A 25,574-nucleotide genomic window follows, 5' to 3' on the forward strand; every position below is an offset into this window, starting at 1 on the left:
CGTGCGATACAATAATTAGGCTGAAAGCATTGGATGACAGAGGCCGCCATGGTGGAATTGGCAGACACAAAGGACTTAAAATCCTTCGGAAGTGATTCCGTACCGGTTCGACCCCGGTTGGCGGCACCAAAGGAAAGCAGAGCATTGCGCTCCGCTTTCCTTTTTTGTTTGCATCAATCGGGATGAAACGGCTTTTTCCCTGCATAAATCTTCATTTTCTTTTGAAAAAGGGCTGAAAAATCATAAAAAAGCTTGTATCTTTCACCAAATTCGTTTATACTTATGTGTTGTATGTTCGGCCTTTGTGCCGTGCTACATCCCGTATTATAGAGGGAGTACCCGCGGGGTGCTCAAGAACGAGTCTGCAGGAGGGGAAGCATCCATGTCTGATTACCGTAAGATGACCAAAGAAATGCTCCTGGCTGAAAAGGCCAAACTGGAAAAGACCTATGCCGATTTCAAGGCAATGGGCCTGAAGCTGAACATGGCCCGCGGCAAACCGGGCCCGCACCAGATGGACCTGGCCATGGATCTGCTCAAGATGAGCGATTACACCACCGAAGACGGTACCGATGCCCGTAACTACGGCAATCTGGAAGGTCTGCAGGAGGCCCGTGAACTTTTTGGCGAAGTGATGGGCGTCAAGCCGGAAAACGTTTTTGTGGGCGGCAACTCCAGCCTGCAGCTGATGTACAATCTGGTTGCCATCGGCTATACCTTCGGCTTCCAGGACTCTCCCTGCCCGTGGTCTGCGGTGGAAAAGCCCAAGTTCCTGTGCCCTGTGCCCGGGTATGACCGGCATTTCCGCATCACCGAAGAATTCGGCATCGAGATGATCAACATTCCCATGACTCCCACCGGCCCCGATATGGATATGGTGGAAAAGCTGGTGGCGGAGGATGCCTCCATCAAGGGCATCTGGTGCGTGCCGCAGTATTCCAACCCGGATGGGTACACTTACAGCGACGAGACGGTTCGCCGTTTTGCCAGCATGAAGACCGCTGCTCCCGACTTCAAGATTTTCTGGGACGAGGCCTACATTGTCCATCATCTGACCGACGAGATCATCGAAACGCCGGTACTGTTGGAAGAGAGCCGTGCCTACGGCAACGAAGACCGCGTCTTCATGTTCACTTCCACCAGCAAGATCACCTTCCCCGGCGCCGGCGTTTCTGCCCTGGCCTGCAGTGAAAACTCCATGAAGTATATCTGCAAGCGCTTCGAAGTTATGATCATCAGCTACGACAAGATGAACCAGCTGCGTCATGTCCGCTTCCTGAAGAACAAGGCCGGCGTTCTGGCACATATGCAGAAGCATCGCCGCCGTCTGGTGCCCTGCTTTGACGCGGTCAAGTGCACTCTGGACCATGAGCTGACCCCTTGCGGCGATATTGCCCACTGGACCGATCCCAAGGGCGGTTACTTCATCAGCCTGTATGTCATGCCCGGCTGCGCCAAGCGCGTGGCGGAACTGTGCAAGCAGGCCGGCCTGGTGCTGACCGGTGCGGGTGCTGCGTATCCGTATGGCCGTGACCCCGAGGATTCTCATCTGCGCATTGCGCCGACCTATCCCAGCCTGGACGAGGTCGAAAAAGCGTCTTTGCTGCTTACCGTCTGTGTGCGCCTGGCAGTGGTGGAAAAGCTGCTGGCGGAACAGGAGTAAGTTTCGGGCTGTGCGGCCCGGCATAGAAGTCCTGCCCACGTGGGCAAATTTTGGAGGTACCTAATGAACAAGAGAGGAAAGTCATGGCGCTTTATTGCCATGGCGGCGCTGATTATTGTGTTTTCACTTTCGGCGCTCTTCGGCTTCAGCTATCAGTATGGTGATATTAAAACCACCTATCTGAAAGGCGCCGGCGATATTCGATTCGGCATCGATATCCGCGGCGGCGTTGACGTAACCTTTATGCCGGCGGATGACATCGATGCCACCGACGCTCAGATGGAAGCGGCCAAGACGGTTATTGAAGATCGTCTGGTGGGTCTTGGCATCACCGACTATGAGGCCTATGTGGATAACAACAAGGACCGCATCATTGTGCGCTTCCCCTGGAAGAACGATGAAAGCGACTTCGATCCGCAGAGCGCCATCGATGAGATCGGTACCACCGCCCAGATGGTTTTCCGTAAGGGAAGCACGGCGGATGGGGAAGAGATCCTGACCGGTGACGACGTAGAATCCGCCATGGCGGGCTATCTGCAGAACGAAGGCAACGTCGTACAGCTGAAGTTCACCTCTACCGGTGCCGAGAAATTTGCAGACGCTACCACCGAACTGGCTCCCAGCAACGGCACCATCAGCATCTGGCTGGATGACGAGAACATCAGCACCGCCTCGGTGGAAACCGCCATCACCAATGGCGAAGCCATCATCAAGGGCAGCTTTACCACCGAAGAGGCCGCTACGCTGGCCAACCAGATCAACTCCGGCGCACTGCCTTTTGCGCTGTCCGCCGAGAGCTACTCCACCATCAGTCCCACTCTGGGCGCCCGCAGCCTGGAAGTCATGGTCCTGGCCGGTATCATCGCCTTTGTGGCAGTGGCGCTGATTATGATCATTCGCTACCGGCTGCCCGGTACCATTGCGGCGCTGGCCCTGTTCGGTCAGGTGGCTGCCACCCTGGCTGTGGTTTCCGGTTATTTCCCGGTGTTCTCCGGCTCTACGCTGACCCTGCCCGGCATTGCCGGTATCATTTTGGGTATCGGCATGGGCGTGGACGCCAACGTCATTACCGCCGAGCGTATCCGTGAGGAGCTGGGCAAGAAGAAGACGCTGGATGGCGCTTTGACCAACGGCTTCAAGATGGGCCTGACCCCGATTATCGACGGTAACGTGACCATCGTCATTGTGGCCGCCATTCTGATGGGCGCCTTCGGTCCCACCGACGGATTCTGGGCCAAAGTCTTCACCCCGGTGTTCGGCTGGTTCGGTCCTTCCACCGCCGGCACTATTTATTCCTTCGGCTTTACCTTGCTGACCAGTGTGCTGCTGAACTTCGTGTTTGGTGTGTTTGCCACCCGCGTCATGCTGCGCGGCGCGTCTGCCATCAAGGCTCTGCGTAATCCGTGGCTGTACGGCGGCGCAAAGTCCGGCGAAACCCCGCCGTACAAGATTCCGCACATTAACTTTGTGGGCAACCGCAAGAAGTACTATATCTTCTCTTCCGCGCTGATCGTAGTGGTTCTGGTGTACAGCCTGGTCTTCGGCGTGTCCATGGACGTGGAGTTCAAGGGTGGTGTTGTGCTGACCCTGGGCTATGAGAACAGCCTGGATCTGGATGCCGTCGAGGATGTTGTGAGCAGCAATGTGGGCCAGAGCAACCTGACTCTGCAGACCGGCACCGACATCACCGGTCGTCAGACCCTGACTGTGACCCTGCCCGGCAGCGAGAACCTGAGCACTGACGAGATGGACAGCTTGCTCACCACTCTGAACGAGCAGTTCCCGGACAATGCCTTCGAGGAAAACGAGATCAGCAACGTCAATCCCACCATCGGTAAGGAATTCCTCTTCAAGAGCCTGGTAGCTGTGGTTACGGCGTGCGTTTTGATCCTGCTGTACGTGGCATACCGCTTCCGCAAGGTGGGCGGTTTGCAGGGCGGTGCCACCGCTATCGTGGCTCTGCTGCATGATATGTTCGTGGTGTTTGGCGTGTTTGCCATTCTGCGCATTCCTCTGAACGGCAACTTCATTGCCGCCATGCTGACCATCCTGGGCTACTCCATCAACGATACCGTCGTTATCTATGACCGTATTCGTGAGAATACCGCTCTGTATGGCAAGCGCCGCATGTCTCGTGCCGAATTGGTCAACCTCTCCATCAACCAGAGCTTTGGCCGTTCTTTGATGACCTCCATCACAACCTGTGTGGCGTTGGGCATCGTGTGCGTGGTTTCCGTTGTCTTCAAGCTGGACAGCATCTTTACCTTTGCACTGCCGTTGTTCTTCGGTATGATCAGCGGTGTGTACAGCACGGTTTGCATTGCCAGCCAGCTGTGGCTTGATTGGCAGGAAAAAACCCATCCGGAAATTGTAAAGAAGTAAACGGTTGTCGGCCGGTGCTGCCAAAACCGATGGATGGCATGTTCAGAAATCCAAGACAGGAGGATTGCCATGAAATGTCCGTACTGCGGCGCGATAGATTCCAAGGTGATCGATTCCCGCCCCACCGAAGACGGCGAAAAGATTCGTCGTCGCCGTGAATGCCTGAGCTGCAAAAAGCGCTTTACAACCTATGAAATCGTGGAGACAGTTCCCCTGATGGTTGTGAAGAAAGACCATTCCCGGGAAGTGTTTGACCGCCAGAAACTGCTGAACGGCATGCTGCGGGCTTGCGAAAAGCGCCCGGTCAGTTTCCAGCAGCTGGATGCGGCGGTCAGCCGTATCGAACAGATGCTGCTGAACTCCTATGACCGGGAGGTATCGTCGATTCATATCGGCGATCTGGCCATGGAACAGCTGAAGCAGCTGGATGATGTGGCGTATGTGCGCTTTGCATCGGTGTATCGTCAGTTCAGTGATGTGAATACCTTCATGGAAGAACTCAAGGATATGCTGGACAACCGTTCCAAGATGAGCGGAAACTGAATCTGATTCCCCTTCAACAGCGGGCAACCTGTTTAGCAGGTTGCCCGCTGTTTTTATGCCTGCTTTCGGATTTATATTTGCCTTTTGGCTGGGCAGACTGAAAGAAAAGAGGAGGGAGCAGCAGTGAAGGAACATCCGGAGGAGCGAATCTCCGCCAACCTGCAGGAAAACAAACTGTTTTTGCAGGAACGGTTCGGTGATTCATTGGATTTTTACAGCAAGGATCTTACATTAGGGCAGGTATCTTGCTGTATTGTGCTGTTTACAGGTCTTGCATCGCCCGAAAAGCTGACGGTGATGGCCCTGTCTTTATTGGAACAGCAAAACGAAACATTTCAGAATGGCGCCCGGCTTTGCCGTTATCTCTTAAGGCAAAGCCGTATTCCCACCGAAGGTACCCCCATCACCACCCGTACCATGCTGGTAGAGCGTCTGGCCAACGGTCTGGCAGTGCTTCTGATTGATGGCTGCCCCTGTGCGGTGGGGATTTCCACCCAGGAGATGCCCCAGCGTTCGGTATCCAATCCTGGGGGAGAAGGCAACATGCATGGCCCTCAGGAAGCCTTTACCGAACTGCTGCGCAACAACGTTTCGCTGCTGCGACGGCAGTTCCGCACCGACTCTTTTGTGGCGGAGCTGCATATTTCCCACACCCACGCCAAAACAGAATATTGCTTGTGCTATGACCGGCTGCGTGCACCGGCGGATACGGTAGCGGCCTTGCGCCGCAGACTGGAAAAGGTTCGGCTTCCGGTGTTGCTGGACTCGGCGTATTTTGCCTCTTTTCTCAAGCAGGATAAGCTGAACCTGTTTCCGGCCGCTGCTTATACCGAGCGTCCGGCCACGGCATGCGCACGCATCTGTGAAGGAAAGGTAGCCATCCTGGTTTCCGGAAGTCCCTTTGCCATGATTGTGCCTAGCTTTTTCAGCGAACATTTTGAATCCTTGGACGATTATTCATCGGGGGCTGTTTTTGCGGGAATCATCCGGCTGCTGAAATATATCGCATTTTTGTTGTCGGTGTTTGGACCGGGCCTGTATGTCATGGCGCTCACCTATGCGCCGGAAATGATTCCCATCCGTCTGTTGGGGACTCTGGCGCAGGCGGAGGCCCACACGCCGCTTTCTCCCATGCTGGAGATGCTGACAGTGACATTGCTGCTGGAAATTGTGCGGGAGGCAGGACTGCGTGCTCCCAAGGCCATCAGTCATACGGTCAGCCTGGTGGGGGCCCTGATTATCGGCGAAACGGCCGTCAGCGCAGGGATTGTAAGCGTCCCTGTGCTGACCATGGCGGCAGCTGCCACGGTGGCCACCTTGGCGGTACCGTCTTTGTACGAACAGTCCATTTTGTTCCGGTTCGCCGTGATCTTGTTGGCGGGCTTGTTTGGCGTGCCGGGATTTGCCTGCGGTGCATTGCTGATTCTGGCCATGGCCTGCGGCAGTGACCCCTTCGGGTATGATTATCTATATCCGCTTATGCCGCCATGCCGCGCCAGCGTGCGGGACGGATTTGTGCGGACCATCTGGTCTTCACTGGCCAGATCGGAGGAAGAGGGGAGATTATGAAGCGGGAAGCACCGAATCTCTTTGCGGCGCTGCTGCTGGGGCTGTTTGGTAACATTGTTTTGAGTTCTCAGATCGGCTACTTTGCGCGTACGGGAATTCTGCTGCTGCCGGTCAGTGTGGCAATATTGACGGTTGCTGCATGGGGCTTTTCTTTTGGATGGCGGATGCTGGGACAAAGCCCAATCATGAGGTGGTCTTTGTTGGCATTGCTTGCCATGAGTTCCGCGCTGGAAATTCTCCGTCTGTGGCGGCTGTTTGAAACCGCTTACCCGGACGGTATGAACATGCTTGGAATCTGCCTGATGATTGTGGTGCCGGTGATTTATCTGCGGCGAGTTTCTTCCATTGCCCAGACCGCCAATGTGGTGCTGGCGGTTTTGATTCTGGCATGTGGCCTTTTGGTGGTTTCCATTGCACCGCAGCTGCATGTGTCCAATTTACAGTGCGCACCTTTTGACCGTACTGAGGTGCGTACAACGCTGTGGGCCCAGCTGATTCTCTATCCGGAGCTTTTGCTTCCGGCACTTTGGCCTGGATCGGCCCGGTTCGGCAAGCACACCTTTTTGCGTCTGGTGGGATGGTCGCTGATGTTTTCCGCGGCAGTGCACCTTTTGCTGGAACTGTTTTTCGGCACTGATGCCATCCGGCAGGAAAATCCTCTTCACACGGCGGCACAGAGCGGTGCTTTGTCCATCTTCAACCGCCTGGAATGGATGCAGCTGATTCTGTGGACCATGGTTGTGACCATAAAACTGGCGGTGTACCTGTATGCCGGTGTGCGCCTGATGGGAGGGCATGCCTGCAAAAGTGAGAACAACGCGGTAGGGTTGGACCGGTTTCCGTTCTATTTTGCTTTGATGCTCTTTTTGTGCGCTTTGTGGCGCTCTGCGGATATCGGTACCCTGACGGCGATACGCAATATTCTGATGGGGCTGTATGCCGGCATGGTGATCTTGGGAGGAGGAATACGATGGCTGCTTTCGCCAGACACAAGGCCGGAATCGTGAGATGGATACTGGGCCTTTTTTGCTGTGCAGCGCTTTGCGGATGTGAGCAAGCGCCGCTGCTTTCCCAGAGAGAGGTGGTGAATGCTGTCTTTTTCGAAAGCCAAAACAATGGGTGTAAAGTGCTGTTACTTGTCGCCGATCACACGTCTTCGGAACAACAAACGCAAGCAGGATTTCGGGCTGTTGAGGGCGTAGGAAAAACGCAGGCCCAGGCATTGGCTGCTGCGGAGGATGCTCTGGACGGACAGGTCTTTTACGGGTTGATGGATCTGGCGGTGGTGCCTGTTTCCTACGGATGGGAAGAGGTTACCGAAATCGGCCGGTTGTTATACCAGAACGCGAAACCGGCACCGCAGATCACATTGCTGATGACAGAGCGCTTGCCTGATGGGGAAAAGGCGGGGGAGCTTTATACCGAAATGAAAGACGGCGTAGCCAGATATGGTCTGACAAACGGCTTGCAGGAGCTGTTTTCGGCGCAAAATGAATGTGCCCTGCCGATCTGGCAGGGCACAGGGTACGGATTTTCTATTTTGCAAAAAGGCCAACAAGCTTCCCGCTGGAATGAGAAACTGGCTGCACAGCTGGCAGCTGTACTTTGCGGGCAGACAGACCGGATAATGTGTACCTTTGACCAAGGGAAAATCGCCTTACAGACAAAGGTGATGGTGCAGGCAGAGGTCAGCGGGAGGGAAACGGTTGTGCATCTAACATTGGTGGAGCCGGAGCTGCAGGACTTGGAAAATATAGGCTACAGTGACAGTCAATTGCAGGCGTTGCTTTGCGATGAGCTGCAACAAGCGTATGCAGATATGACCGCGGATAGTTATACGGGATCCTTCGATCCATTCCACACTCGTATCCAGCGTTTTTCCGTTGTGGGGCGGGAAGAAACGATTCCCGTGCCCGCCTTGTGCCTTCATCTGGAAAGTTGACTTATTCGCTCTTTGTCAGGGTGGTGGGACGGTCCATATATACCACCCGATTGTCGGCGATAAAGGTCTGAAAATTATAAAGAATCAGAATCTGATCGTATCCTTCCGATTCAATGGTGGAATCCAGACCGTAAGAGAAATTGCGCAGGTCCACCACCCCGATCTTTTCATAATTGGCGGTCAGGAACGGAACAAAGCAGTTGGCATAACTATCCTTCAACACCAGAATACTGCCTTCTCCGTTTCCTTCAATCACCGAATAGCCGTTGTTTCCGTCCAGGAACGCGGCGTACTTATCCCGGGTTCCGAATTTTTCGGTATTGATCATGCTTTCGGTTGTGCGCGGGGTGTATTCAGTCTCCGCACCGATGTCAAAGATCGTCATAGGATTATCCAGCGGATAGTAGGTGATGGTATCCGGCTGCACATTCCAGCGCCGTGTGGCGGAATAATGGGTGCCATAGAAACCGGGAACGCTTTCAGCCTGGTAGGCGTTGGTATCGAAGGGGGACAGGCCCTTCAGCTGGCAGAACTGTTCGTAAGCCAGGTAGGCGCCCTGTGTGGTCCAGTGGTGATCGGTCTTGTAATAAAGATACTGCTCTTTTTGCTGGGTAAAGACCGGGCGCATATCAATTACATCGGCGGCAGAAGAAACCTGGGCAAAAATATCGTCCAGCAGAGCATTTTCGTCCACCATCGGCGCTCCCGCCGGCAGCATTTCGGGATAAATCACACTGGCAGAGGGAGCCAGCAGAAAAGTGACTTTTCCGGGATGACGGGAAGCAAAACTGGTGACAGCCTGCAGGTTTTTGTCAAGCTGCTTTTGGGTGCTGTCCGAGATATCAAACAACTTGGTGAACATCCAGCCGTCCTTGCCCAGCAGGATACCGCCCTCTTCCGTTTTGGCAAACACCAGATTGTTGAAGGCGCTTTCCAGGTCGATCAGACCATCCCGAAAGGCTACCTGATCCTGGACATATTCAGACAAATCGCCGAACCAGGTTCCGTTCAGCAGAGCTTTCACGCTGAAAGCCGGGATCTGTGCCAGTTTGCGGTTCTCCAGCTCAGACATGTCCCGTTTGGGCCAGAAAAGATTGAGGACCGAGAAACCGACCAGAAGAAAGATAAACAATGCCAGAAGGGCACCGGGGCGTGCGCCCGTATCGCGTCCGGCTTTGCGGTGAATATAGCGAGACATCGTAACAGGAACACCTCCTTAAAAATCTGCGTACAAAGCGGTGGAACCGGTGGCGGCAACCACAAAAGCGGTGCACAGAACGGCAATGCCGGCAAACAGGATCAACCGTACCGGCAGAATACGCTTGGTTTTGTCCCAAATCCAGGAAGGTAGGGGCGTGGAGCACAGACAGCCGAAAACAAGCAATACCCCGTAATTGCGCAGGAAATAGAGAGCGGAAACCCCTCCTTGCGGGATAAACAGACGGTTCAAGAGCAATCCCAGGGGGGCGCCTGGGGCGTTGGCGGTAAAGATGCCCCAGCCAAGAACCACAAAAAACAGGGTATATATGTGGGGCCAGACCCGCCCCTTGTTCAGATATTTCAGCAGGAAGTTCTTTTCGATGACCAGCAGGACAAAGTAGTACAATCCCCAGACGATAAAATTCCAGTTGGCACCATGCCACAGACCGGTCAGGGCCCACACCACCAGCATGTTCAGAATCTGCCGCAAGGCACCGCGGCGGTTGCCGCCCAGGGGAATATAGATGTAATCCCGGAACCACTGGGACAGGGTGATGTGCCAGCGACGCCAGAACTCGGTGATGCTGGCGGAAATGTACGGCAGATTGAAGTTGGCGGGGCATTCAAAGCCCATCATCAGGCTGAGGCCGTTGCTCATCTCGGAAAAACCGGCAAAGTCAAAATATAGTTGCAGAGAGTAGGCCAGCACACCCAACCAGGCCAGGGGCGTGGAGGCGTTTGCCAGACCGATACCATCCGAAGGGGAGATAATGCCCTGCCACAGTGCCGACAGAGAATCGGCGAGAATGACCTTCTTGGCGAGACCGAAGACGAACATGACCGCGCCGTCCTCCATCTGACGCAGGGAACAGCGGCCGCGTGTGGTGTGCAGGGCCGGTGCCATATCGCGGTAGCGGACGATAGGACCTACGATCAGCTGAGGATACAGGATGACATAGGTGGCAAAGGTGATGGGGTTTCGCTCTGCCTCCACCTTGTGCAGGTAGACGTCCGCGGCGTAGCTGATCAGCTTGAAGGAATAATAGCTGATGCCCAGTGGCAGCACATCCAGGAAAGACAGGGAAGCCAGACCGGCGCCGGAAATCTGGTTGATGGTGTCCAGCAAGAAGTTGGTGTATTTGAAAAACACCATGGAAGCGCCGCTGATCACGACAGCGAGAACAAGAATCAGCCGCCGCATCCCCGCCGCATTTATGCGCTGCATCAGAAGTCCGGCAATGTAATTGACAAGAATCAGAATCAGGATCAAGGGCAGCCAGGTGATGCCGGTCCAGCAGTAGAAAAGGATGCTTTCCAGCAGCAACACCGCATTTTTGGCACGCCCCGGCGCCAGATAATACAACCCCAATGCCAACGGCATGAAACAGAACAGGAAGATCACACTGTTAAATGTCAAAGGGGAACTCCTCCTTTCTCCACCATAAAAATACGGCAGACCGTGTTCCCGCAAAAATGATTTTCACCGCAAGGAAAAATCATTATGATACGGGGACAGCAGCCTGCCGTTTTTCATTGCTTCAAACCAAAAACCGGATCAGGCAAGCGCGCTGTCAATGGCAGCGTCAATTTCCGAATAATCCGGGCCGTTGAGAGAACCGATCACCATCACCACGAAGTCGCCGTTTACGACAATGCGGGCGTCCTGTGCCTTGGCAACCTTATCTGCAAATTCGGCATACAGGTTGCTGCTGGCGGCCTCTTTGTAAGCTTCCAGTTCGGTCTTGACGGCATCAGCACAGCCGCTCTTGGCCTGAATGGCCAGCACCAGACCACAGTCGGCCTGGTCGTTGGTGATGTCGCCATCATATGCCAGAACGTTATCCATGGTCAGGTTCAGGTCGTTCTCCAGCATGAAATCATCCAGTGCAATGGAATTGGGGATTTCGTTGACAGCCTCAATGGAAGAAACGATGGATTCCAGCTTGGCGGTATCGGCTACGGCGGTTTCGGTGCTTTCCTCCGACGTGGCGGCCGAGGACGTGTCAGTCTGGGCTGCCGAAGAAGAATCGGAGCCGGTGCAGGCCGTCAACAGACCGGTCATCAGCACAGCGGCGCACAGAACAGCAATCAGTTTTTTCATGGTAGATCTCCTTTTGTGATGCTCCCTTATAATAAGGGTAGTATGGCACATATTGGCGGCATTTACTCCAAAGCCGCCCATGCAGGCGCTATACGACTGCATGCTACTAGGATACACCATTTACGGGTGTTTTTCAAGGGTTGGAAAAGGGCAACGGTTGTTGAACTTTGTAAAATTTTATGGATGGTCTGCCCGAAAAATCGGGGTTGACAAATTCCCCGGTTTGGCCGTACACTAGCTTTGTAAAGGATGTTGGGAATATACGATGCAAAGTCAAAAAGCAAAAACCGTCGCCCGCCTTGGCATGTTGTTTGCCCTGGCCATGGCGCTTTCCTTTTTTGAATCCGTAATCACGCCGCTTTTGGGATTGATGCCGGCCATGAAACTGGGCCTGGCCAACATTGTGGTCATGTATGCCATGCTCTTTATGAAGCGTCGGCAGGCGTTGCTGCTTGTGCTGCTGAAGGCGTTTTTTTCGTTGCTTGCGCGCGGCGCGACAGCCGGCTTTCTGTCCCTTTGCGGTGGGCTGCTCTCCTGGTTGGTTATGGCGATCCTGTTATGTCTGCCATTTCCTGTGACCGGCTACATTTTTTCGGTTTGTGCTGCGCTGGCCCATAACGCAGGACAACTGCTGGGAGCGTCCGTTGTCCTGAGCAGTGCTATGGCACTGGGATATGCGCCGGTCCTTCTGCTCGTGGGGCTTGCGGTGGGCAGCGTTACATGGTGGGTGGCCAAAGGCGTTTTTCCGGTGTTGAAGAGGCTGTACCCGGAAGACGGTGCGCCGAAAAGCAAAATTTTGTTTTAAGAATTTGTCTTAAAAAATAAATAGAAGTATTGACATTGTATTTTTTGTGTGCTATTATGTAGGCAAGACACAAGACTGTGTCTTAAAAATGAAGCGACCAATGATTCGGAGGTAATAAACATGGCTAAGTACGTTTGCACTGTGTGTGGCTATATCGCGGAAGGCTCCATCCCGGAATTCTGCCCGGTCTGCAAGGCTCCCGCTTCCAAGTTCATCGAAAAGAAGGATAACACCTATGTGACCGAGCATGTCGTTGGCATCGCCAAGGACGCTCCGGAAGAGATCATCCAGGGCCTGCGCGAGAACTTCAACGGCGAGTGCAGCGAAGTCGGCATGTACCTGGCCATGAGCCGTGTTGCCGATCGTGAAGGCTATCCGGAAATCGCCGAGGCCTGGAAGCGCTATGCTTTCGAGGAAGCCGAGCATGCTTCCAAGTTTGCCGAACTGCTGGGCGAAGTGCTGACCGACAGCACCCAGAAGAACCTGCAGATGCGTGTTGACGCCGAGTGCGGCGCCTGCGCCGGCAAGATGGACCTGGCCAAGAAGGCCAAGGAGCTGAACCTGGATGCGATCCATGACACCGTTCATGAGATGGCCAAGGACGAAGCCCGTCACGGCCGTGGCATGCAGGGCCTGCTGGATCGTTACTTCAAGTAATCCGGCATACTAAGTTGATGCAAGACAAGCCCCGGAAGGCGCAATGCACTCCGGGGCTTGTTCTGTTTGTTCCGGCAGTTGACAAAGCTCCCGGCCGGACGATATAATAAAAAAGCAATCGGCGGTGTTGGAGCCTATCCGGCACCGCCCGTTTTTTCGCCCGGCTGTTCTCCGGGTGCAGGAAAAGGAGAAAACTATGCCATATCGTCTGATCCGTCAAGAGGGAACGGCCCGCCGCGGTGAGTTCAAAACCGTGCACGGCACCGTTCAGACCCCCGCTTTCATGAATGTTGCAACGGCGGCAGCCATCAAAGGCGGACTTTCCGCATTCGATCTCAAGGAGATCCGTGCGCAGGTCATGCTGTGCAACACCTACCACTTGCATCTTCGCCCCGGCGACAAACTGGTTGCCGATCTGGGCGGACTGCATCGCTTTACCCGCTGGGACGGTCCTATTCTGACGGACAGCGGCGGATTCCAGGTGTTCAGCCTGGCGAAACTGCGCCATATCACCGAGGAAGGCGTCACATTCAATTCCCATCTGGACGGCCACAAGATTTTTATGGGCCCGGAAGAGAGCATGCAGATTCAGGCAAACCTGGGTTCCACCATTGCCATGGCGTTTGATGAGTGCGTGGAGAATCCGGCAGAGCATGATTACGCCGCCGCCAGCTGTGCCCGCACGGCCCGCTGGCTCTTGCGCTGCCAAAAGGAACTGGCTCGTCTCAAGCATGAAGGTAAAGCGGTCAATCCCGATCAGCTTCTGTTCGGAATTAACCAGGGCTGCACCTACAAGGATCTTCGGGTGGAGCATATGAAACAGATTGCTGAGTATGACCTGGATGGTTACGCCATCGGCGGCCTGGCGGTGGGGGAACCGGCAGAGGTTATGTATGATATGATTTCCGCCGTGGAACCCTATGCACCGAAGGATAAGATCCGCTATCTGATGGGGGTCGGCACGCCCGGCAACATCATTGAAGGCGTTTACCGGGGTGTGGACCTGTTTGACTGTGTCATGCCCAGCCGCAACGCACGCCATGGTCATCTGTTTACCTGGAACGGCATCATCAATATTAAAAATCTGAAGTATGAGCGGGACGAAAGCCCCATTGATCCGGAATGTGATTGCCCGGTCTGCCGCAATTTCAGCCGTGCCTATATCCGCCATCTGCAGAAAGCCGATGAAATGTTGGGTATGCGCCTGGCGGTTATGCACAACCTGTATTTCTACAACCACCTTATGGAGAGAATCCGGGAAGAACTGGATGCCGGGACCTTTACCCAGTTCCATGACAAATATGTCAAACTTCTTGATACAAGAATTTGATAAAACACTTGCGCAACGGCGTCAAATTCGGTATAATCTTCTTATGTCTTAACAAAAAGCAGAAGGAGCCATTGAATATGATTCAATTTTTGGAGCAGACTGCCGGCACCGGCAACATTCTTTTGACCATGGTCCTGCCCATGGTTCTGGTGATCGGCTTTATGTATCTCATTATCTATGTGCCGCAGAAGCGCCAGGATAAGAAGGATGCGGCCATGCGCAATTCTATCGAGATCGGCGATGAGGTTACCACCATCGGCGGTGTCGTGGGCCGTGTGGCAGCCATCAAGGACGATACCTTCGTTCTGGAAACCACCAGTGATCGCGTCAAGATTCGTTTCCGTCGCTCTGCTATTTCTTCGGTGGAAAAGCTGGATATGGGCAACGGCAAGGATGATGCCAAGAAGGACGCCAAAAAAGACGCTCCCGTCAAGAAATAATCCGTTCCCGATCATCACATAACCAAACGCCCCCTTGCATACCGTTTAATGCAAGGGGGCGTTTTTGTATGAACAGAAAGAAATCCGTATCGAAAAGATTCACTTTGCCGAGAAACAAGCAATCCAAAAGCCGGGCAAAGAGCGGTAAACAAGGGCTCATTTTTTTGATCCTGCGCAGCTTCCTGGCGGGCGTGGGGGTTGCAGGTGTTTGCCTGTGTCTGTTGGCCGAAATTTTCTCTGTTACAGCACTTCCGCTGGGATGGGCCGGTCCGGCGGCTTGTGGGGCAGCTGCGCTGGGTACTTTCGTGTCGGGAATGGTTCTCAGCGCGGGGCTGCCAAGGGGGAAATTGCTGGCAGGATTGGGCTGCGGCGTATTTTACTGCATGTGCGCCCTGATGTCCAGTCTGTTGACGATGCGGCTCCCTGTCTGGGAGGGCTCCAATATTTCCTTGCTGTTGTGCCTGCTGTTCGGTGCCTTGGCCGGTGGGGCCGCCGGAGCGATGCGTACAGGCTCAACTGCGGGGGTGCGGTGATGCGGGCCGCCAAGGCGGCGCTGCCGCGAATCACGCAACTGCCCATCCGGTCCTGGCTGTCCAAACGCACGGTGCCGGGTACGGCGAAACCGGAATCCATCCAGCGTTCCTCTGCCGGCTGGAAAGCCGCGCTGCTATTTGGTATCTTATTTTTTATTGGATATCTGTCGGGCATAGGAAAAGGCAGGGCGGGATCCTCGGAATTCGGGGCCGCACTGGCTTCCTATTATACGGATTCCGCCAACTTTGCCGCAGTCTCTCCGCTTTTTATGACCTTGTTCGGCGCGGCGTTTTTGCAGGCGGTTTTGGTGTTTCTCTGCGGATTCAGCGCCCTGGGGTCGCTGTTCCTGGGAACCTATTTTGCAGCGCGGGGAGCGGTGCTGGGGCTGTGTGCCGCCGGTGTTTTTGTAAGCGGAGGCACCCGGGGTCTGGTGGTGCATTGGATGCTGACCTGCCTGCCGGATATGGGCGTTTTTCTGGTTATGCTCTGGCTGGCCGTGCGGGCTAACCAGTGTGCCGTTCTCATCTTTCGCAGCCTGATCAATGCGGGCGGACATGTACGTTCTGTGCCGCCGCTTAAAGCTTTGCTGATACGCTTTGCCGTTGCTTTGCTGCTGGCGGCGATGGTATGCCTTTTTGGGGCGGCATCAGGTGTCGTCTTCGCCGGAGTCCTTCTCTGATGCGGCTTGCTGCGGTGTAAAACGATGAGAGGAAAGGGGAGAGGCGGCGACGGCGTCCCGCAGCTGCTGTTGGTTGATGTGGGTATAAATTTGGGTGGTGGAGACGTTCTCATGCCCCAGAATTTCTTTCAGGGCCAGCATATCCACACCGCCCTGATACATCAGCGTAGCGGCCGTGTGGCGCAGCTTGTGCGGTGAATATCCACGGCCGGACAAGCCGGCGCTTTGCAGGCAGCGCTCCACAATCTGCTGCACACGTCTTGCGGTCAGACGTTTTCCGGTATGCTTGGATACAAACAGGGCGTTGGAGTCCGCCAAGTTCGGCAACGCTGCACGGGCCGGTAAATAGTGCTCCAAAGCGTCCTGACAAGCGTTGTTCAGGTATACCAGGCGTTCTTTTCCGCCTTTGCCGGTGATCCGGATGGTTCCATCCTTGAAGTCGCTCAGATTGATGGTGATGAGTTCGGCCAGGCGCATGCCGCAGTTCAAAAACAAGGTCAGGATACAGAAATCCCGCTCATAGAAGTCGCTTTGTATATTATTTAACAATTCGATGCTTTCTTCGGCGGACAGATACTTAGGCAAAGATTTTTTTGGTGATCCCAGGCTGATGTTGGCTGTGGGGTCTTCCTGCAGCTGATTGACCTGGTTGCACAGATATCCGAAGAAGCCCCGAAGTGCGGACAGCTTGCGAGCCCGTGCTTTGGGGCCGTTTTCATTGGTTCGCACATAGTCCAGATAATTCAAAATATCCCGTTTGTGAATGGTCCGGATTTGACCTATTGTGATGTGGGTCAGGTCAATCTCGGCGGGAGCATTTTCCAGTGTCTGCTGAGAGCACAGGGACCATGTCATCATCATGTACCGAAAAAAGCCGCGCAGGTCCAGATAATAGCCGTTGACGGTTCTGGGAGAACGAAGTTTTACAAAGTCAAGGTAATGCAAGTATTCAATTACCGCATCCGGTACGTCCAGGTACGGAGCGTGGCGCTCCGGATGCGCCACATCAATATAGCTGCTCATAGAATAGCACTGCCTTTCTGAATAGATAGTATATAGATAGTACGGAACATGGGAAGCCGGTTCGTTCATGGATCGGGGTCTGAATAAGTCCATAACGACCTGAAAACACTCCCCCATATTTCGCTAAACTTACATTTAGCGAAATAATGCATTTCGCTTTTTACTATAGCATGGTTTTCCCTGCCTGTCAATCCGGCTTGCGAGATATCAAAAAGCACGTCCAAGCTCTGCCACATGGCAAAAGGTCTGGACGTGCTTTTTGTGGTTTCAGCGGTTGATGGATAGCGCCATACGATGGTAAGTGTGACGTTCTCCGCGTATGGCAATGGAATATGCCAGAATGTTTTGCGGCAAGGCCATACCGGGAACCCCGGTATCTCCAATGTGGTGCAGGTCAGCCCCGGCCATCTTGCACCACAAGGCAATCTGCCGGATGGTGGCGGTGTCGGCACCTTCCTGGGATGTACCGATGGCGGTCATCAGCAACGCGCCACGGCTGTGTGCATAATCTGCCAAGGCGTGTACAGACTCCACCGTAATTCCCGGAACCGTTCCGGGAGCCGGGACCAATACGATATCCGCACCGGCGTCAATGAACTCCTGGGCATCCTGCAAAGTCATAATGGCAGAGCCGCTTTGGGAGCGGATTCCGGCCCCGTGCATTTTGCCGGCTGCCAGAATGAGACGCTCCCCTGCCGCGGCCTTCATTTCCAGCAGAGCATCCACAATGGCTTCATTACAGACACCGTTGCCGGGGTTTCCGGTGAGGAGAATCATATCCACCCCCATGTCGGCAGCCAGGACTGCGTTTTCGGCGGTGGCCAGTCGTCCGGCAGACATCTGCCACAAGGTCCCATCGTTGGAAGCGGCCATTTGGGAATCCACCGGTTCCAGGTTGATTCCGATAATACGCCCGGTCAGGCGTTTGAGTTCGCGGACCGTATTCTGCGGAGCTACCTTGGGCAACGCCTGAATCACCGGCTGACGGACATCAAACATATTCAGAAGAAGGATATCTGCTCCCAGCGCGGCCGCGTATTCGGCATTGGTCACATCGTTCAGCAGCGGCTGGGTGATGCCGATGGTCTCGCTGACCATCACCCGACCTTCACAGCCGGCAATGGCGTCCAGCAAGTCCTCTTTGCCGAAAGCAGCCAATTCACTGGCGGTACAATCCAGCAGGCGTTTGGCCATTATTCGTCCTCCTCGTCCAGATCAACGCGGCCTTTTCCGCGTACATAGAAAGGTTCGCTGTCACGCATGCCCTGCTGGCCCAGAGGCGTTTCGGAAGTGGTAATGTTCAGATTCATCTTTTTGGCCACGTTTTCCGGCGAGGACATGAACGGCCGTGCGGCTTGGGCAATAGCGGCAAACAGTTTGTCATCCTTGGGGGCGTCCAGCACAAGCAGATAGTAATGATCGGTTTCATTGACCAGCATAATCTGCAGATAGGCAGCCGCTACCCCCTGCTGCTGTGCAAACAACTCACACAGCGGGTTCAACAGAGCGTCCGGGTAGACGGTCGGCTCCACGATGGTAATCTTGTCGCCGGGCTTGATCTGGGTCTGGCGCAGACCGGCCTTGGCGCGCAGAATGGCCGCATCGCGCTGCTGTTTGATGGAAGCCACCATTTTGGACTCAAAGCGCAGATTGTCACCGAAGGGATCCACCACAAAGCCGGCCACTTTCTCGTTCTGCTGCAGCATGCGGGCATAATCGTCAAACCGCAGCGCCATCACCTGCATGGGGCCGTTCTGTTTCCATTTCAGCATTTCTTCCTCATTGGTAAAGGCGGGAAAGAAGGAACGGCCATCCGCCGCCTTCACCAGAGAAAAAGTGATACGGGTGTCTTTGGGCATCTGTACCCGGCCGTTGGCATCAGGCTTGGGCATCTCCCCGGGAACCTCTACCTTGGCGGGGGCCAGGAAGATGGCACGGGTCAATTCATTGATGACGATGTTCAAATTCTGCGGGTTGTTTTCCTGGCGGAGCTTTTTAGCCGCGGCGTTCAGCGCGGGATTGCCGATCGGCTGCTTGGTCACCGGGTTCAGGATATGCTGACCGGCGGCCGGCGTGGGGGCGGCGGGTTGGTTGGTCTTTTTCATGTTTCTCTCCTCGTTTTTTTATCGCAACAGGATATTTATATTTTTTTAATCCTTCAGTTTGATGGCGTTGACGGCTTCGCGCAGATAGGAAACGCCCACCAGACGTAACCCGGGAAATTGATGAGGGTCCAGCATTTTCATGTTGTGTTTGGGGATGATGGCCGTGTCAAACCCTACACGCTGGGCTTCCCGCAGCCGGGTTTCCAGGTGAGGAACACTGCGCACCTCCCCGCCCAGGCCCACTTCCCCGATGGCCAGGGTCTTTTCCGCGATGGGCAGATCCAGCAGGCTGGAAACCATGGCCAGACAAGCCGGCAGATCGCAGGCGGTCTCGTCCAGGCGAAGCCCGCCGACCACGTTCAGATACACGTCCTGGTTGCCGAAGAAATGTCCGGTCCGCTTTTCCAGTACGGCCAACAGCAGATACATGCGGTTATAGTCGAATCCGCTGGCGGTGCGCCGCGGGCTGGGAAAGGAAGTCTTTGTCACAAGAGCCTGCAGTTCTCCCAAAACCGGGCGTGTGCCCTCCATCACGCAAGCCACACAGGTGCCGCTGATGCCCAGGGGGCGGCCTTCCAGCATGACCTGAGAGGGATTTTCAATCTGTTCCAATCCTCGGCCGGTCATATCGAACATGCCGATTTCGTTGGTGGAACCGTACCGGTTCTTGACAGCACGAAGAACACGATAAGGCAAGGTTTTGTCACCCTCGAAATACAGCACCGTATCCACAATGTGTTCCATGACCTTGGGCCCGGCGATGGCGCCGTCTTTGTTGACATGGCCCACAATGAAAGTAGGAATCTCGTAGGTCTTGGCCACGTTCAGGAATCGGGCAGTGCTTTCCTTGACCTGGGACACCGTGCCGGAGGAAGAAGCAATGTCGGTGCAGCGCATGGTCTGGATGGAGTCGATGACCACAAGGTCCGGCTTCATCTGCTCGATCAGACCGCAGATTTCATCCACATCGCTTTCGGCCACCAGGGAGATGTTGTCCTGGGGAACGTTCAGCCGCACCGCACGCAGCTTGATCTGGCGGACGGATTCTTCGCCCGTCACATACAAAACAGACCGGGTACGGGAAACTTCGCCGCACAGCTGCAGCAAAATGGTGGATTTGCCGATACCCGGCTCACCGCCGATGAGTGTGACACTGCCGATGACAATGCCGCCCCCTAGAACCCGATCCAGTTCGCCGATGCCGGTGATGATCCGGCTTTTCTCTTCGGTGGTGCTGACACCGCTGAGCTTGAGCGGCGTCAGGCTGGTCTGACCCGGCGTGCGCACGGCGGCGGCCGCCTTTCCGGAAGAGGACTTGGCGGGTTCCGCCACCACATCTTCGGTCATGGTGTTCCAGGCACCGCAGGAAGGACAGCGGCCAAGCCACCGCGGGCTGGTTTCTCCGCATTGGGTGCAGACGTAAATTGTTTTCAGTTTGTCTTTGGCCATAGCTTGCCCTCCCCTGTTCTGTCCCGTTTATTATAGCCCAAAACAGGACCTTGGGCAAGGGGCGCAAGAATACCACTTATTTGGAAGCTGAAAAATCATAGGCTTCGCGGACCCAGGCAAGAAGCTCGTCGTCCACTTCCTCCGGAGATTGCAGCAGTACGTGATGGGTCCAGCGGCGCGGATAGGCTTCTACAGCGGCGTCTATACGCGGAGATTCCAGCTTGTGATCCAGTCCGAAGGTGATCACCAGATAAGCGGGCGGACGAAATTTGGCTTTGCGTACTTTCAGAAAGGATGCACAGGCAAAGACGTGGGTGTTGGTGTAGGTGATCTGGGTTTTCTGGACCCTGACCCTGTAATCCCCTACCGTTTGTTGCAGCTTTTCCTCAAAAGCTTCATAAATAGGCAGCGCTCCCGGATTTTGCTCAAAGAAAAACAGGGCATCTGGATTGCACATGACAACCTCCCTTTTCTGTGTATAAAAGCACAACCGTCCCACGAATGGCGCGGAACGGTTGTGAGTAAAGACGGAATTACAGCATCACTTTATGATAGACCTTTTTGCCTTTTTTGATGACGATGCCCTTCTGCAGGGCTTCCACAGACAAACCGGTAGCCGGATCGGTGACCTTTTCACCATCCAGCAGCACGCCGCCCTGCTGAACCAGTTGGCGGGCTTCCCGGTTGGAGGAGCACAGCCCGGCCGCCACCATGGCGGCCAGCAGACCGACCTTGCCGTCCTTCACAAGGGCAGCATCCAGCACGGTGGAAGGCATATGCTCCTGATCGGCAGCACCGCTGAACAGGCCACGGGCAGTCTGCTGAGCCTTGGCGGCTTCCTCCTCACCGTGCACCATCTTGGTCAGCTCAAAGGCCAGAATCTCCTTGGCCTGGTTGAGCTGTTCACCCTGCCAGTGATCCATCTCGTCAATCTGCTCCAGCGGCAGGAAGGTCAGCATGCGGATGCACTTGAGCACGTCGGCGTCACCCACATTGCGCCAATACTGGTAAAACTCGAAGGGGCTGGTCTTGTTGGGATCAAGCCAGACAGCGTTGCCGGCGGTCTTGCCCATCTTCTTGCCCTGAGAGTCGGTCAGTAGGGTGATGGTCATGGCGTAGGCATCCTTGCCCAGCTTGCGGCGGATGAGCTCGGTGCCGCCCAGCATGTTGGACCACTGGTCGTCACCGCCGAACTGCATGTTGCAGCCGTAGTGCTGGAACAGATGGTAGAAGTCGTAGCTCTGCATGATCATGTAGTTGAATTCCAGGAAGGAAAGGCCCTTTTCCATGCGCTGTTTGTAGCATTCGGCGCGCAGCATATTGTTCACGCTGAAGCAGGCGCCCACTTCCCGCAGCAGTTCCACATAATTCAGGTTCAGCAGCCATTCGGCGTTGTTCAGCATCAGAGCTTTGCCTTCCCCGAATTCGATGAATCGCTCCATCTGACGCTTGAAGCAATCGGCGTTGTGTGCGATGTCTTCCATGGTCAGCATCTTGCGCATATCGGTACGGCCGGAAGGGTCACCGATCATGGTGGTGCCGCCGCCGATCAGCGCGATGGGCTTGTTGCCGGCCATCTGCAGCCGCTTCATCAGAGTCAGGGCCATAAAATGGCCAGCGGTCAGACTGTCGGCAGTGCAGTCAAAGCCGATGTAAAAAGTTGCCTTGCCGTTGTTGATGAGATCACGGATCTCGTCTTCGTCCGTGACCTGGGCAATCAGGCCGCGGGCTTTCAGTTCTTCGTAAATGGTCATGAGTCAAAACCTCCCGATGTTTGCGGCAAGAGCGCAAAAAAGAAAACGCCCCTGCCAAATGTGAATTTGGCAGAGGGCGATGAATACGCGGTACCACCTCTGTTCGCCCGTACCTCACGGTAACGGGCCTTCGCGGGTGCGGAACGGCAAAGTGTGACCGAACGACACCCAAAACGCTGTAACGTGCGCACACGGCACAGCCTACTGCCGCCTGAGCGGGTTCAGCCTGCTGCTCCGGGACGTATTCCCCACCGGTCCTGTCGGCTTCTTGCACCAACCGAAGCTTCTCTGACACAGCACGTGGCGGGTACTGGTTCCCATCCATGCATTTGAACATGTTTAACCCTATCACAACCGGCGCCAAATGTCAAGTGTGCCGTTATCGGGATTTTTCGATCAGTTCCCGCGCGCTGGCCAGGCTCAGCTCCGATACTTTGTCGCCGGAAATCATGTTGGCCAATACCCGGACACGTCCATCCATATCCAGGGTGTGGATTTCGGTAAAGGTGCGGCCATCCCGCACGTTCTTCTGGATCAGAAGCTGGTTATCCGCAAAGGCGGCAACCTGGGGCGTGTGGGTGATGCACAGTACCTGATGGCCGTGGGCCGTCTGATGCAGCAGTTGGCCGATGCGCCCCGCGGCAAGACCGGAAACACCGGTGTCGATTTCGTCGTAAATCACCGTAGGCAGAGCGTCCCGGTCGGCCAGGGCACTCTTGAAGGCCAGCATGATGCGGGAAAGCTCGCCGCCGGAGGCAATCTTGGCCATGGGTTTGGGGTCCTCACCGGGGTTGGTGGAGATCAGAAATTCCACCTGATCCTGCCCATGAGAAGAAAGCGGGCCACGGGCATGGCGCAGGGCAAAGCGGATTCCCGGCATGTTCAGAAACTCCAGTGCCTGTTTCATCTGACGGTTCATGGCAGTAAAGCCTTTCAGCCGGCTCTGGGTCAGAGCCTCCGCTGCTTCCTTGGCCTGACGGTACAATGTCTGGGTCTGGGCCTTGTATTCGGCAATTTTCTCGTCGGATGTCTGGATGGTTTCCAGTTCCTGCTCATCCCGGTCACAGCGGGCCAGCAGGTCTTCCACTTCCAGGCCATAGCGTTTTTTCAGCCGGTAAATGGTGTCCAGGCGGCTTTCGATCTGGTCCAGTTCCCCGGCGTCGAAGTCGTAGGCGTCCAGGCGGTCGGCCAGGTCGGTGGCCAGTTCCCGGGCTCCGTAATACAGATCATTCAGTCGTTCGGCCAGGGGGGCCAGACTTTCGTCCAGGCGGGCGCTTTGCTGCAGACCGCCTACGGCTTCTCCCAGCAGATCGGCCGCCCCCGCACTCTCGTCGGAATCATCTCCGGAAAGGGCCGCGTGGGCACCGCTGAGCCCTTCCAGAATGCTTTGGGCATGGGTGATGATGGTCCGGCGCTCTTCCAAGGACTTCTCTTCACCGGCCGAAAGATTGGCAGAACGGATCTCCTCAATTTCGGCGGTAAGCTGTTCCATGCGTTGCTGCTTACTGGCCTCTCCGGCCTGCAGAGCATCCAGCTGGCGTTTGACTTCCACCAGCTTGCGGTAAAGCTGGTAATATTGCCGGAACAGATCCTGGTTGTGAGCATACTGGTCCAGCAATCCCAGGTGTGTGGCCGGATTGGTCAGGCTCTGGCTGTCATGCTGGCCGTGGATGCTCAGCAATCCGGCAGAAATATCCCGCACCACAGCCGCGGTGGCGGGCATGCCGTTGACACGGCAGGATCCCTTGCCCTCGGCGTTGATCTCCCGGTACAAAAGCAGATCATCCGCATCCTCGTAGCCGAATTTTTCCAGCTGCTTGTGGACGGAGGCGGGAATCTGTTCAAAGGTGGCCCAGATGCAGGCTTTTTGCGCACCGCTGCGGACCAGTTCCCGGGAAGTGCGGTTGCCCAGAATGGCATTGATGGAATCGATCAGGATGGATTTGCCGGCGCCGGTTTCACCGGTCAGTACGTTGAGCCCTTCGGTAAAACGGACCTCGGCTTTTTCAATCACCGCCACATTTTCAATTTTCAGTTGTGCCAGCATGTGGACACTCCCCTTTTGATCAAGTGTGGCGCGCGGTGTATTGCTGAAGCTGACGGCAGATATCGGCGGCGGCTTCCTCCGAGCGCATCAGGATAAAGAAGGTATCATCCCCCGACAAAGTGCCCACCACTTTGTCCCAGCTGCGGGAATCAAATACTTCGCAGGCGGCATTGGCCATGCCGGAAAAGCACTTGACCAGGACCATATGTCCGGCATAATCCACGCCAATGACCGATTCACGGAAGATGGTTTCGAAGCGGCTGGCCGAATGGGCCGTTTTTCCGTTGCCGGTGGCGGCCATGTAACGATACGTTCCGTCACCGGAGGCTGTTTTGATGAGTCTCAATTCCCGTATATCCCGGGATACGGTGGCCTGGGTCACATCAAAGCCTTCCCGGCGCAGATGGGCCAGAAGATCTTCCTGGCGATCAATGGGATAGGTTTCAATCAGATGCAAAATGGCCTGGTGGCGTGCACTTTTCATAGTATCGGGCTCATCTCCTCATCAGCTTTGTCTCGATGGCGCGGAACTGTTCGGCGTGGCTGAATTCAATCAGCCCCAACTTTTGCGGCGCCGTGTAAATTCGAATGGATGCACCGGGCGAAAGCAGGCAGGGAGCCTGGCTGTCGGCGCAGACGGTGGCAGAAGAACGGTTCTGCTCTTCTACCAGAATACGAAGCTTGCGTGTGGCGGCAAATACGATCGGCGCACTGCGTACGCCATGGGCACAGATGGGGGTCAGCACCATTACCGAGGCGTCTGCGTCCAGAATGGGACCGCCGGCGGAAAACGAATAGGCGGTGGACCCGGTGGGGGTGGCCACAATCAGGCCGTCCCCGCGAAAACGACTGACGGGAACTTCGTCGCAGTACACGGTGAAGTCGGAAGGATGCAGGCGGGAGGTACCGAACAGGACGATATCGTTCATGGCAATCTTTTGCCATTGTCGATCCTGGGTTTCGGCGTGCAACAAAGAGCGGGAAGCCACCGTGAAATTACCCGCCGCCAGACGCGCCAGTTTTTCCGGCAATTCGCTGACCTCGCAGGTGGCCAGAAAACCTGTTCGTCCCAGATTAACGCCAAGCACGGGCTTGCCTGCCGTCAGGCAAAAAGGCGCGGCCTGTAAAAGCGTGCCGTCACCGCCCACCGTCAGAACCAGATCCGCTTTGGCAAAAGCTTCGTCCTGGGGCAAAAATTCCATGGGAAGCTTTCCCATGTCGGCCTGCAGATCTGGCAAGGCCAGCAAAGGAACCCCCAAATCATGCAGCAAACGCGCCGCACGCTTGGTGACAGTCAGTTTGTCATCCTTTGTTCGGTTGGAGTACAGAAGCACCGCCATGTTGTTGTCCT

The 25,574-nt window shown here is 55.3% G+C and carries 24 protein-coding genes, 1 tRNA gene and 1 other annotated feature; of the genes, 13 read left to right on the forward strand and 12 right to left on the reverse strand.

Features of this window, described 5'->3' with window-relative positions; genetic code table 11:
* Positions 1 to 42 precede the first annotated feature (42 nt).
* The 7 genes from H6B15_RS10125 to H6B15_RS10155 all read left to right on the forward strand — a co-directional run bounded on the left by H6B15_RS10125 (position 43) and on the right by H6B15_RS10155 (position 8,099).
* A tRNA-Leu gene (locus H6B15_RS10125) sits at positions 43 to 129 on the forward strand.
* Between the two features lie 253 nt (positions 130 to 382).
* Positions 383 to 1,663, forward strand: coding sequence for an aminotransferase class I/II-fold pyridoxal phosphate-dependent enzyme (locus H6B15_RS10130; protein ID WP_204647868.1), 1,281 nt, complete (start codon positions 383 to 385; stop codon positions 1,661 to 1,663).
* A 63-nt stretch (positions 1,664 to 1,726) separates the two neighbouring features.
* Positions 1,727 to 4,045, forward strand: coding sequence for a protein translocase subunit SecF (gene secF, locus H6B15_RS10135; RefSeq protein ID WP_204647869.1), 2,319 nt, complete (start codon positions 1,727 to 1,729; stop codon positions 4,043 to 4,045).
* A gap of 69 nt (positions 4,046 to 4,114) precedes the next feature.
* Positions 4,115 to 4,588, forward strand: coding sequence for a transcriptional regulator NrdR (nrdR, locus tag H6B15_RS10140; protein ID WP_204647870.1), 474 nt, complete (start codon positions 4,115 to 4,117; stop codon positions 4,586 to 4,588).
* A 123-nt stretch (positions 4,589 to 4,711) separates the two neighbouring features.
* Positions 4,712 to 6,157: a spore germination protein gene (locus H6B15_RS10145; protein WP_204647871.1), complete on the forward strand. Its 1,446-nt coding sequence runs from the start codon at positions 4,712 to 4,714 to the stop codon at positions 6,155 to 6,157.
* Positions 6,154 to 7,164, forward strand: a complete 1,011-nt coding sequence (locus H6B15_RS10150) for a hypothetical protein (RefSeq protein ID WP_204647872.1) — start codon at positions 6,154 to 6,156, stop codon at positions 7,162 to 7,164. The genes H6B15_RS10145 and H6B15_RS10150 overlap by 4 nt, the downstream gene beginning before the upstream one ends.
* A complete protein-coding gene (locus H6B15_RS10155) occupies positions 7,128 to 8,099 on the forward strand; it encodes a hypothetical protein (protein ID WP_204647873.1) in 972 nt (323 codons plus the stop codon). Before H6B15_RS10150 ends, H6B15_RS10155 begins: the two co-directional genes overlap by 37 nt.
* Before the next feature lies 1 nt (position 8,100).
* Here H6B15_RS10155 and H6B15_RS10160 read toward each other — a convergent pair whose 3' ends face one another.
* The 3 genes from H6B15_RS10160 to H6B15_RS10170 form a co-directional block, all read right to left on the reverse strand.
* The gene (locus H6B15_RS10160) at positions 8,101 to 9,297 is read right to left on the reverse strand and encodes a DHHW family protein (RefSeq protein ID WP_204647874.1); all 1,197 of its coding nucleotides are present in this window, start codon (positions 9,295 to 9,297) and stop codon (positions 8,101 to 8,103) included.
* An 18-nt stretch (positions 9,298 to 9,315) separates the two neighbouring features.
* Complete coding sequence (locus H6B15_RS10165; protein ID WP_204647875.1) at positions 9,316 to 10,716, reverse strand: MBOAT family O-acyltransferase; 1,401 nt, start codon at positions 10,714 to 10,716, stop codon at positions 9,316 to 9,318.
* Between the two features lie 138 nt (positions 10,717 to 10,854).
* Complete coding sequence (locus H6B15_RS10170) at positions 10,855 to 11,400, reverse strand: DUF4358 domain-containing protein (protein WP_204647876.1); 546 nt, start codon at positions 11,398 to 11,400, stop codon at positions 10,855 to 10,857.
* A gap of 304 nt (positions 11,401 to 11,704) precedes the next feature.
* Here H6B15_RS10170 and H6B15_RS10175 point away from each other — a divergent pair, with 304 nt between their 5' ends.
* From H6B15_RS10175 to H6B15_RS10200, 6 genes are all read left to right on the forward strand, one after another.
* A complete protein-coding gene (locus H6B15_RS10175) occupies positions 11,705 to 12,205 on the forward strand; it encodes a Gx transporter family protein (RefSeq protein ID WP_204647877.1) in 501 nt (166 codons plus the stop codon).
* A 120-nt stretch (positions 12,206 to 12,325) separates the two neighbouring features.
* Positions 12,326 to 12,862 (forward strand): NADH peroxidase, encoded by a 537-nt coding sequence (locus H6B15_RS10180; RefSeq protein WP_204647878.1) that lies wholly within the window; start codon positions 12,326 to 12,328, stop codon positions 12,860 to 12,862.
* A gap of 196 nt (positions 12,863 to 13,058) precedes the next feature.
* On the forward strand, positions 13,059 to 14,192 hold the full coding sequence (gene tgt, locus H6B15_RS10185; protein ID WP_204647879.1) for a tRNA guanosine(34) transglycosylase Tgt: 1,134 nt from the start codon (positions 13,059 to 13,061) through the stop codon (positions 14,190 to 14,192).
* Between the two features lie 77 nt (positions 14,193 to 14,269).
* Entirely contained in the window at positions 14,270 to 14,632 is a 363-nt protein-coding gene (gene yajC, locus H6B15_RS10190; protein ID WP_204647880.1) for a preprotein translocase subunit YajC, read from the forward strand.
* 68 nt (positions 14,633 to 14,700) lie between these two features.
* Positions 14,701 to 15,165: a TIGR04086 family membrane protein gene (locus tag H6B15_RS10195; RefSeq protein WP_204647881.1), complete on the forward strand. Its 465-nt coding sequence runs from the start codon at positions 14,701 to 14,703 to the stop codon at positions 15,163 to 15,165.
* Positions 15,165 to 15,845, forward strand: a complete 681-nt coding sequence (locus tag H6B15_RS10200; protein WP_204647882.1) for a hypothetical protein — start codon at positions 15,165 to 15,167, stop codon at positions 15,843 to 15,845. The genes H6B15_RS10195 and H6B15_RS10200 overlap by 1 nt, the downstream gene beginning before the upstream one ends.
* On the opposite strand, the gene H6B15_RS10205 is transcribed toward H6B15_RS10200, so the two are convergent.
* From H6B15_RS10205 to H6B15_RS10245, 9 genes are all read right to left on the reverse strand, one after another.
* Positions 15,813 to 16,868 (reverse strand): tyrosine recombinase XerC, encoded by a 1,056-nt coding sequence (locus H6B15_RS10205; protein ID WP_204647883.1) that lies wholly within the window; start codon positions 16,866 to 16,868, stop codon positions 15,813 to 15,815. The genes H6B15_RS10200 and H6B15_RS10205 overlap by 33 nt on opposite strands.
* Before the next feature lie 267 nt (positions 16,869 to 17,135).
* Positions 17,136 to 18,062, reverse strand: a complete 927-nt coding sequence (locus H6B15_RS10210) for a haloacid dehalogenase-like hydrolase (RefSeq protein ID WP_204647884.1) — start codon at positions 18,060 to 18,062, stop codon at positions 17,136 to 17,138.
* Positions 18,062 to 18,973, reverse strand: a complete 912-nt coding sequence (locus H6B15_RS10215; protein WP_204647885.1) for an enhanced serine sensitivity protein SseB C-terminal domain-containing protein — start codon at positions 18,971 to 18,973, stop codon at positions 18,062 to 18,064. Before H6B15_RS10215 ends, H6B15_RS10210 begins: the two co-directional genes overlap by 1 nt.
* A 45-nt stretch (positions 18,974 to 19,018) precedes the next feature.
* Positions 19,019 to 20,422 (reverse strand): DNA repair protein RadA, encoded by a 1,404-nt coding sequence (gene radA, locus H6B15_RS10220; protein ID WP_204647886.1) that lies wholly within the window; start codon positions 20,420 to 20,422, stop codon positions 19,019 to 19,021.
* Between the two features lie 76 nt (positions 20,423 to 20,498).
* Complete coding sequence (locus H6B15_RS10225) at positions 20,499 to 20,879, reverse strand: DUF5655 domain-containing protein (RefSeq protein WP_204647887.1); 381 nt, start codon at positions 20,877 to 20,879, stop codon at positions 20,499 to 20,501.
* Positions 20,880 to 20,955: 76 nt separating this feature from the next.
* The gene (gene tyrS / locus H6B15_RS10230) at positions 20,956 to 22,176 is read right to left on the reverse strand and encodes a tyrosine--tRNA ligase (RefSeq protein ID WP_204647888.1); all 1,221 of its coding nucleotides are present in this window, start codon (positions 22,174 to 22,176) and stop codon (positions 20,956 to 20,958) included.
* 69 nt (positions 22,177 to 22,245) lie between these two features.
* Positions 22,246 to 22,509 (reverse strand) — a binding site (T-box leader).
* A gap of 46 nt (positions 22,510 to 22,555) precedes the next feature.
* On the reverse strand, positions 22,556 to 24,223 hold the full coding sequence (gene recN / locus H6B15_RS10235) for a DNA repair protein RecN (RefSeq protein WP_204647889.1): 1,668 nt from the start codon (positions 24,221 to 24,223) through the stop codon (positions 22,556 to 22,558).
* A gap of 19 nt (positions 24,224 to 24,242) precedes the next feature.
* Positions 24,243 to 24,707, reverse strand: coding sequence for an arginine repressor (locus tag H6B15_RS10240; protein WP_204647890.1), 465 nt, complete (start codon positions 24,705 to 24,707; stop codon positions 24,243 to 24,245).
* A 10-nt stretch (positions 24,708 to 24,717) separates the two neighbouring features.
* A complete protein-coding gene (locus H6B15_RS10245) occupies positions 24,718 to 25,563 on the reverse strand; it encodes an NAD(+)/NADH kinase (protein ID WP_204647891.1) in 846 nt (281 codons plus the stop codon).
* Positions 25,564 to 25,574 lie beyond the last annotated feature (11 nt).

The sequence above is a fragment of the Gemmiger formicilis genome (assembly GCF_016900095.1).
Lineage (GTDB): Bacteria > Bacillota > Clostridia > Oscillospirales > Ruminococcaceae > Gemmiger > Gemmiger formicilis_A.

What these genes read in the sequence shown, in the direction of transcription:
- H6B15_RS10245 (WP_204647891.1), bottom strand. Translation starts at nt 25,563, where the DNA reads ATGGCGGTGCTTCTGTACTCCAACCGAACAAAGGATGACAAACTGACT.
- H6B15_RS10195 (WP_204647881.1), top strand. Translation starts at nt 14,701, where the DNA reads ATGAACAGAAAGAAATCCGTATCGAAAAGATTCACTTTGCCGAGAAAC.
- yajC (WP_204647880.1), top strand. Translation starts at nt 14,270, where the DNA reads ATGATTCAATTTTTGGAGCAGACTGCCGGCACCGGCAACATTCTTTTG.
- H6B15_RS10155 (WP_204647873.1), top strand. Translation starts at nt 7,128, where the DNA reads ATGGCTGCTTTCGCCAGACACAAGGCCGGAATCGTGAGATGGATACTG.
- H6B15_RS10210 (WP_204647884.1), bottom strand. Translation starts at nt 18,062, where the DNA reads ATGGCCAAACGCCTGCTGGATTGTACCGCCAGTGAATTGGCTGCTTTC.
- H6B15_RS10160 (WP_204647874.1), bottom strand. Translation starts at nt 9,297, where the DNA reads ATGTCTCGCTATATTCACCGCAAAGCCGGACGCGATACGGGCGCACGC.
- H6B15_RS10170 (WP_204647876.1), bottom strand. Translation starts at nt 11,400, where the DNA reads ATGAAAAAACTGATTGCTGTTCTGTGCGCCGCTGTGCTGATGACCGGT.
- H6B15_RS10130 (WP_204647868.1), top strand. Translation starts at nt 383, where the DNA reads ATGTCTGATTACCGTAAGATGACCAAAGAAATGCTCCTGGCTGAAAAG.
- H6B15_RS10200 (WP_204647882.1), top strand. Translation starts at nt 15,165, where the DNA reads ATGCGGGCCGCCAAGGCGGCGCTGCCGCGAATCACGCAACTGCCCATC.
- H6B15_RS10205 (WP_204647883.1), bottom strand. Translation starts at nt 16,868, where the DNA reads ATGAGCAGCTATATTGATGTGGCGCATCCGGAGCGCCACGCTCCGTAC.
- tgt (WP_204647879.1), top strand. Translation starts at nt 13,059, where the DNA reads ATGCCATATCGTCTGATCCGTCAAGAGGGAACGGCCCGCCGCGGTGAG.
- H6B15_RS10225 (WP_204647887.1), bottom strand. Translation starts at nt 20,879, where the DNA reads ATGTGCAATCCAGATGCCCTGTTTTTCTTTGAGCAAAATCCGGGAGCG.
- H6B15_RS10175 (WP_204647877.1), top strand. Translation starts at nt 11,705, where the DNA reads ATGTTGTTTGCCCTGGCCATGGCGCTTTCCTTTTTTGAATCCGTAATC.
- nrdR (WP_204647870.1), top strand. Translation starts at nt 4,115, where the DNA reads ATGAAATGTCCGTACTGCGGCGCGATAGATTCCAAGGTGATCGATTCC.
- recN (WP_204647889.1), bottom strand. Translation starts at nt 24,223, where the DNA reads ATGCTGGCACAACTGAAAATTGAAAATGTGGCGGTGATTGAAAAAGCC.
- H6B15_RS10150 (WP_204647872.1), top strand. Translation starts at nt 6,154, where the DNA reads ATGAAGCGGGAAGCACCGAATCTCTTTGCGGCGCTGCTGCTGGGGCTG.
- tyrS (WP_204647888.1), bottom strand. Translation starts at nt 22,176, where the DNA reads ATGACCATTTACGAAGAACTGAAAGCCCGCGGCCTGATTGCCCAGGTC.
- H6B15_RS10180 (WP_204647878.1), top strand. Translation starts at nt 12,326, where the DNA reads ATGGCTAAGTACGTTTGCACTGTGTGTGGCTATATCGCGGAAGGCTCC.
- secF (WP_204647869.1), top strand. Translation starts at nt 1,727, where the DNA reads ATGAACAAGAGAGGAAAGTCATGGCGCTTTATTGCCATGGCGGCGCTG.
- radA (WP_204647886.1), bottom strand. Translation starts at nt 20,422, where the DNA reads ATGGCCAAAGACAAACTGAAAACAATTTACGTCTGCACCCAATGCGGA.
- H6B15_RS10240 (WP_204647890.1), bottom strand. Translation starts at nt 24,707, where the DNA reads ATGAAAAGTGCACGCCACCAGGCCATTTTGCATCTGATTGAAACCTAT.
- H6B15_RS10215 (WP_204647885.1), bottom strand. Translation starts at nt 18,973, where the DNA reads ATGAAAAAGACCAACCAACCCGCCGCCCCCACGCCGGCCGCCGGTCAG.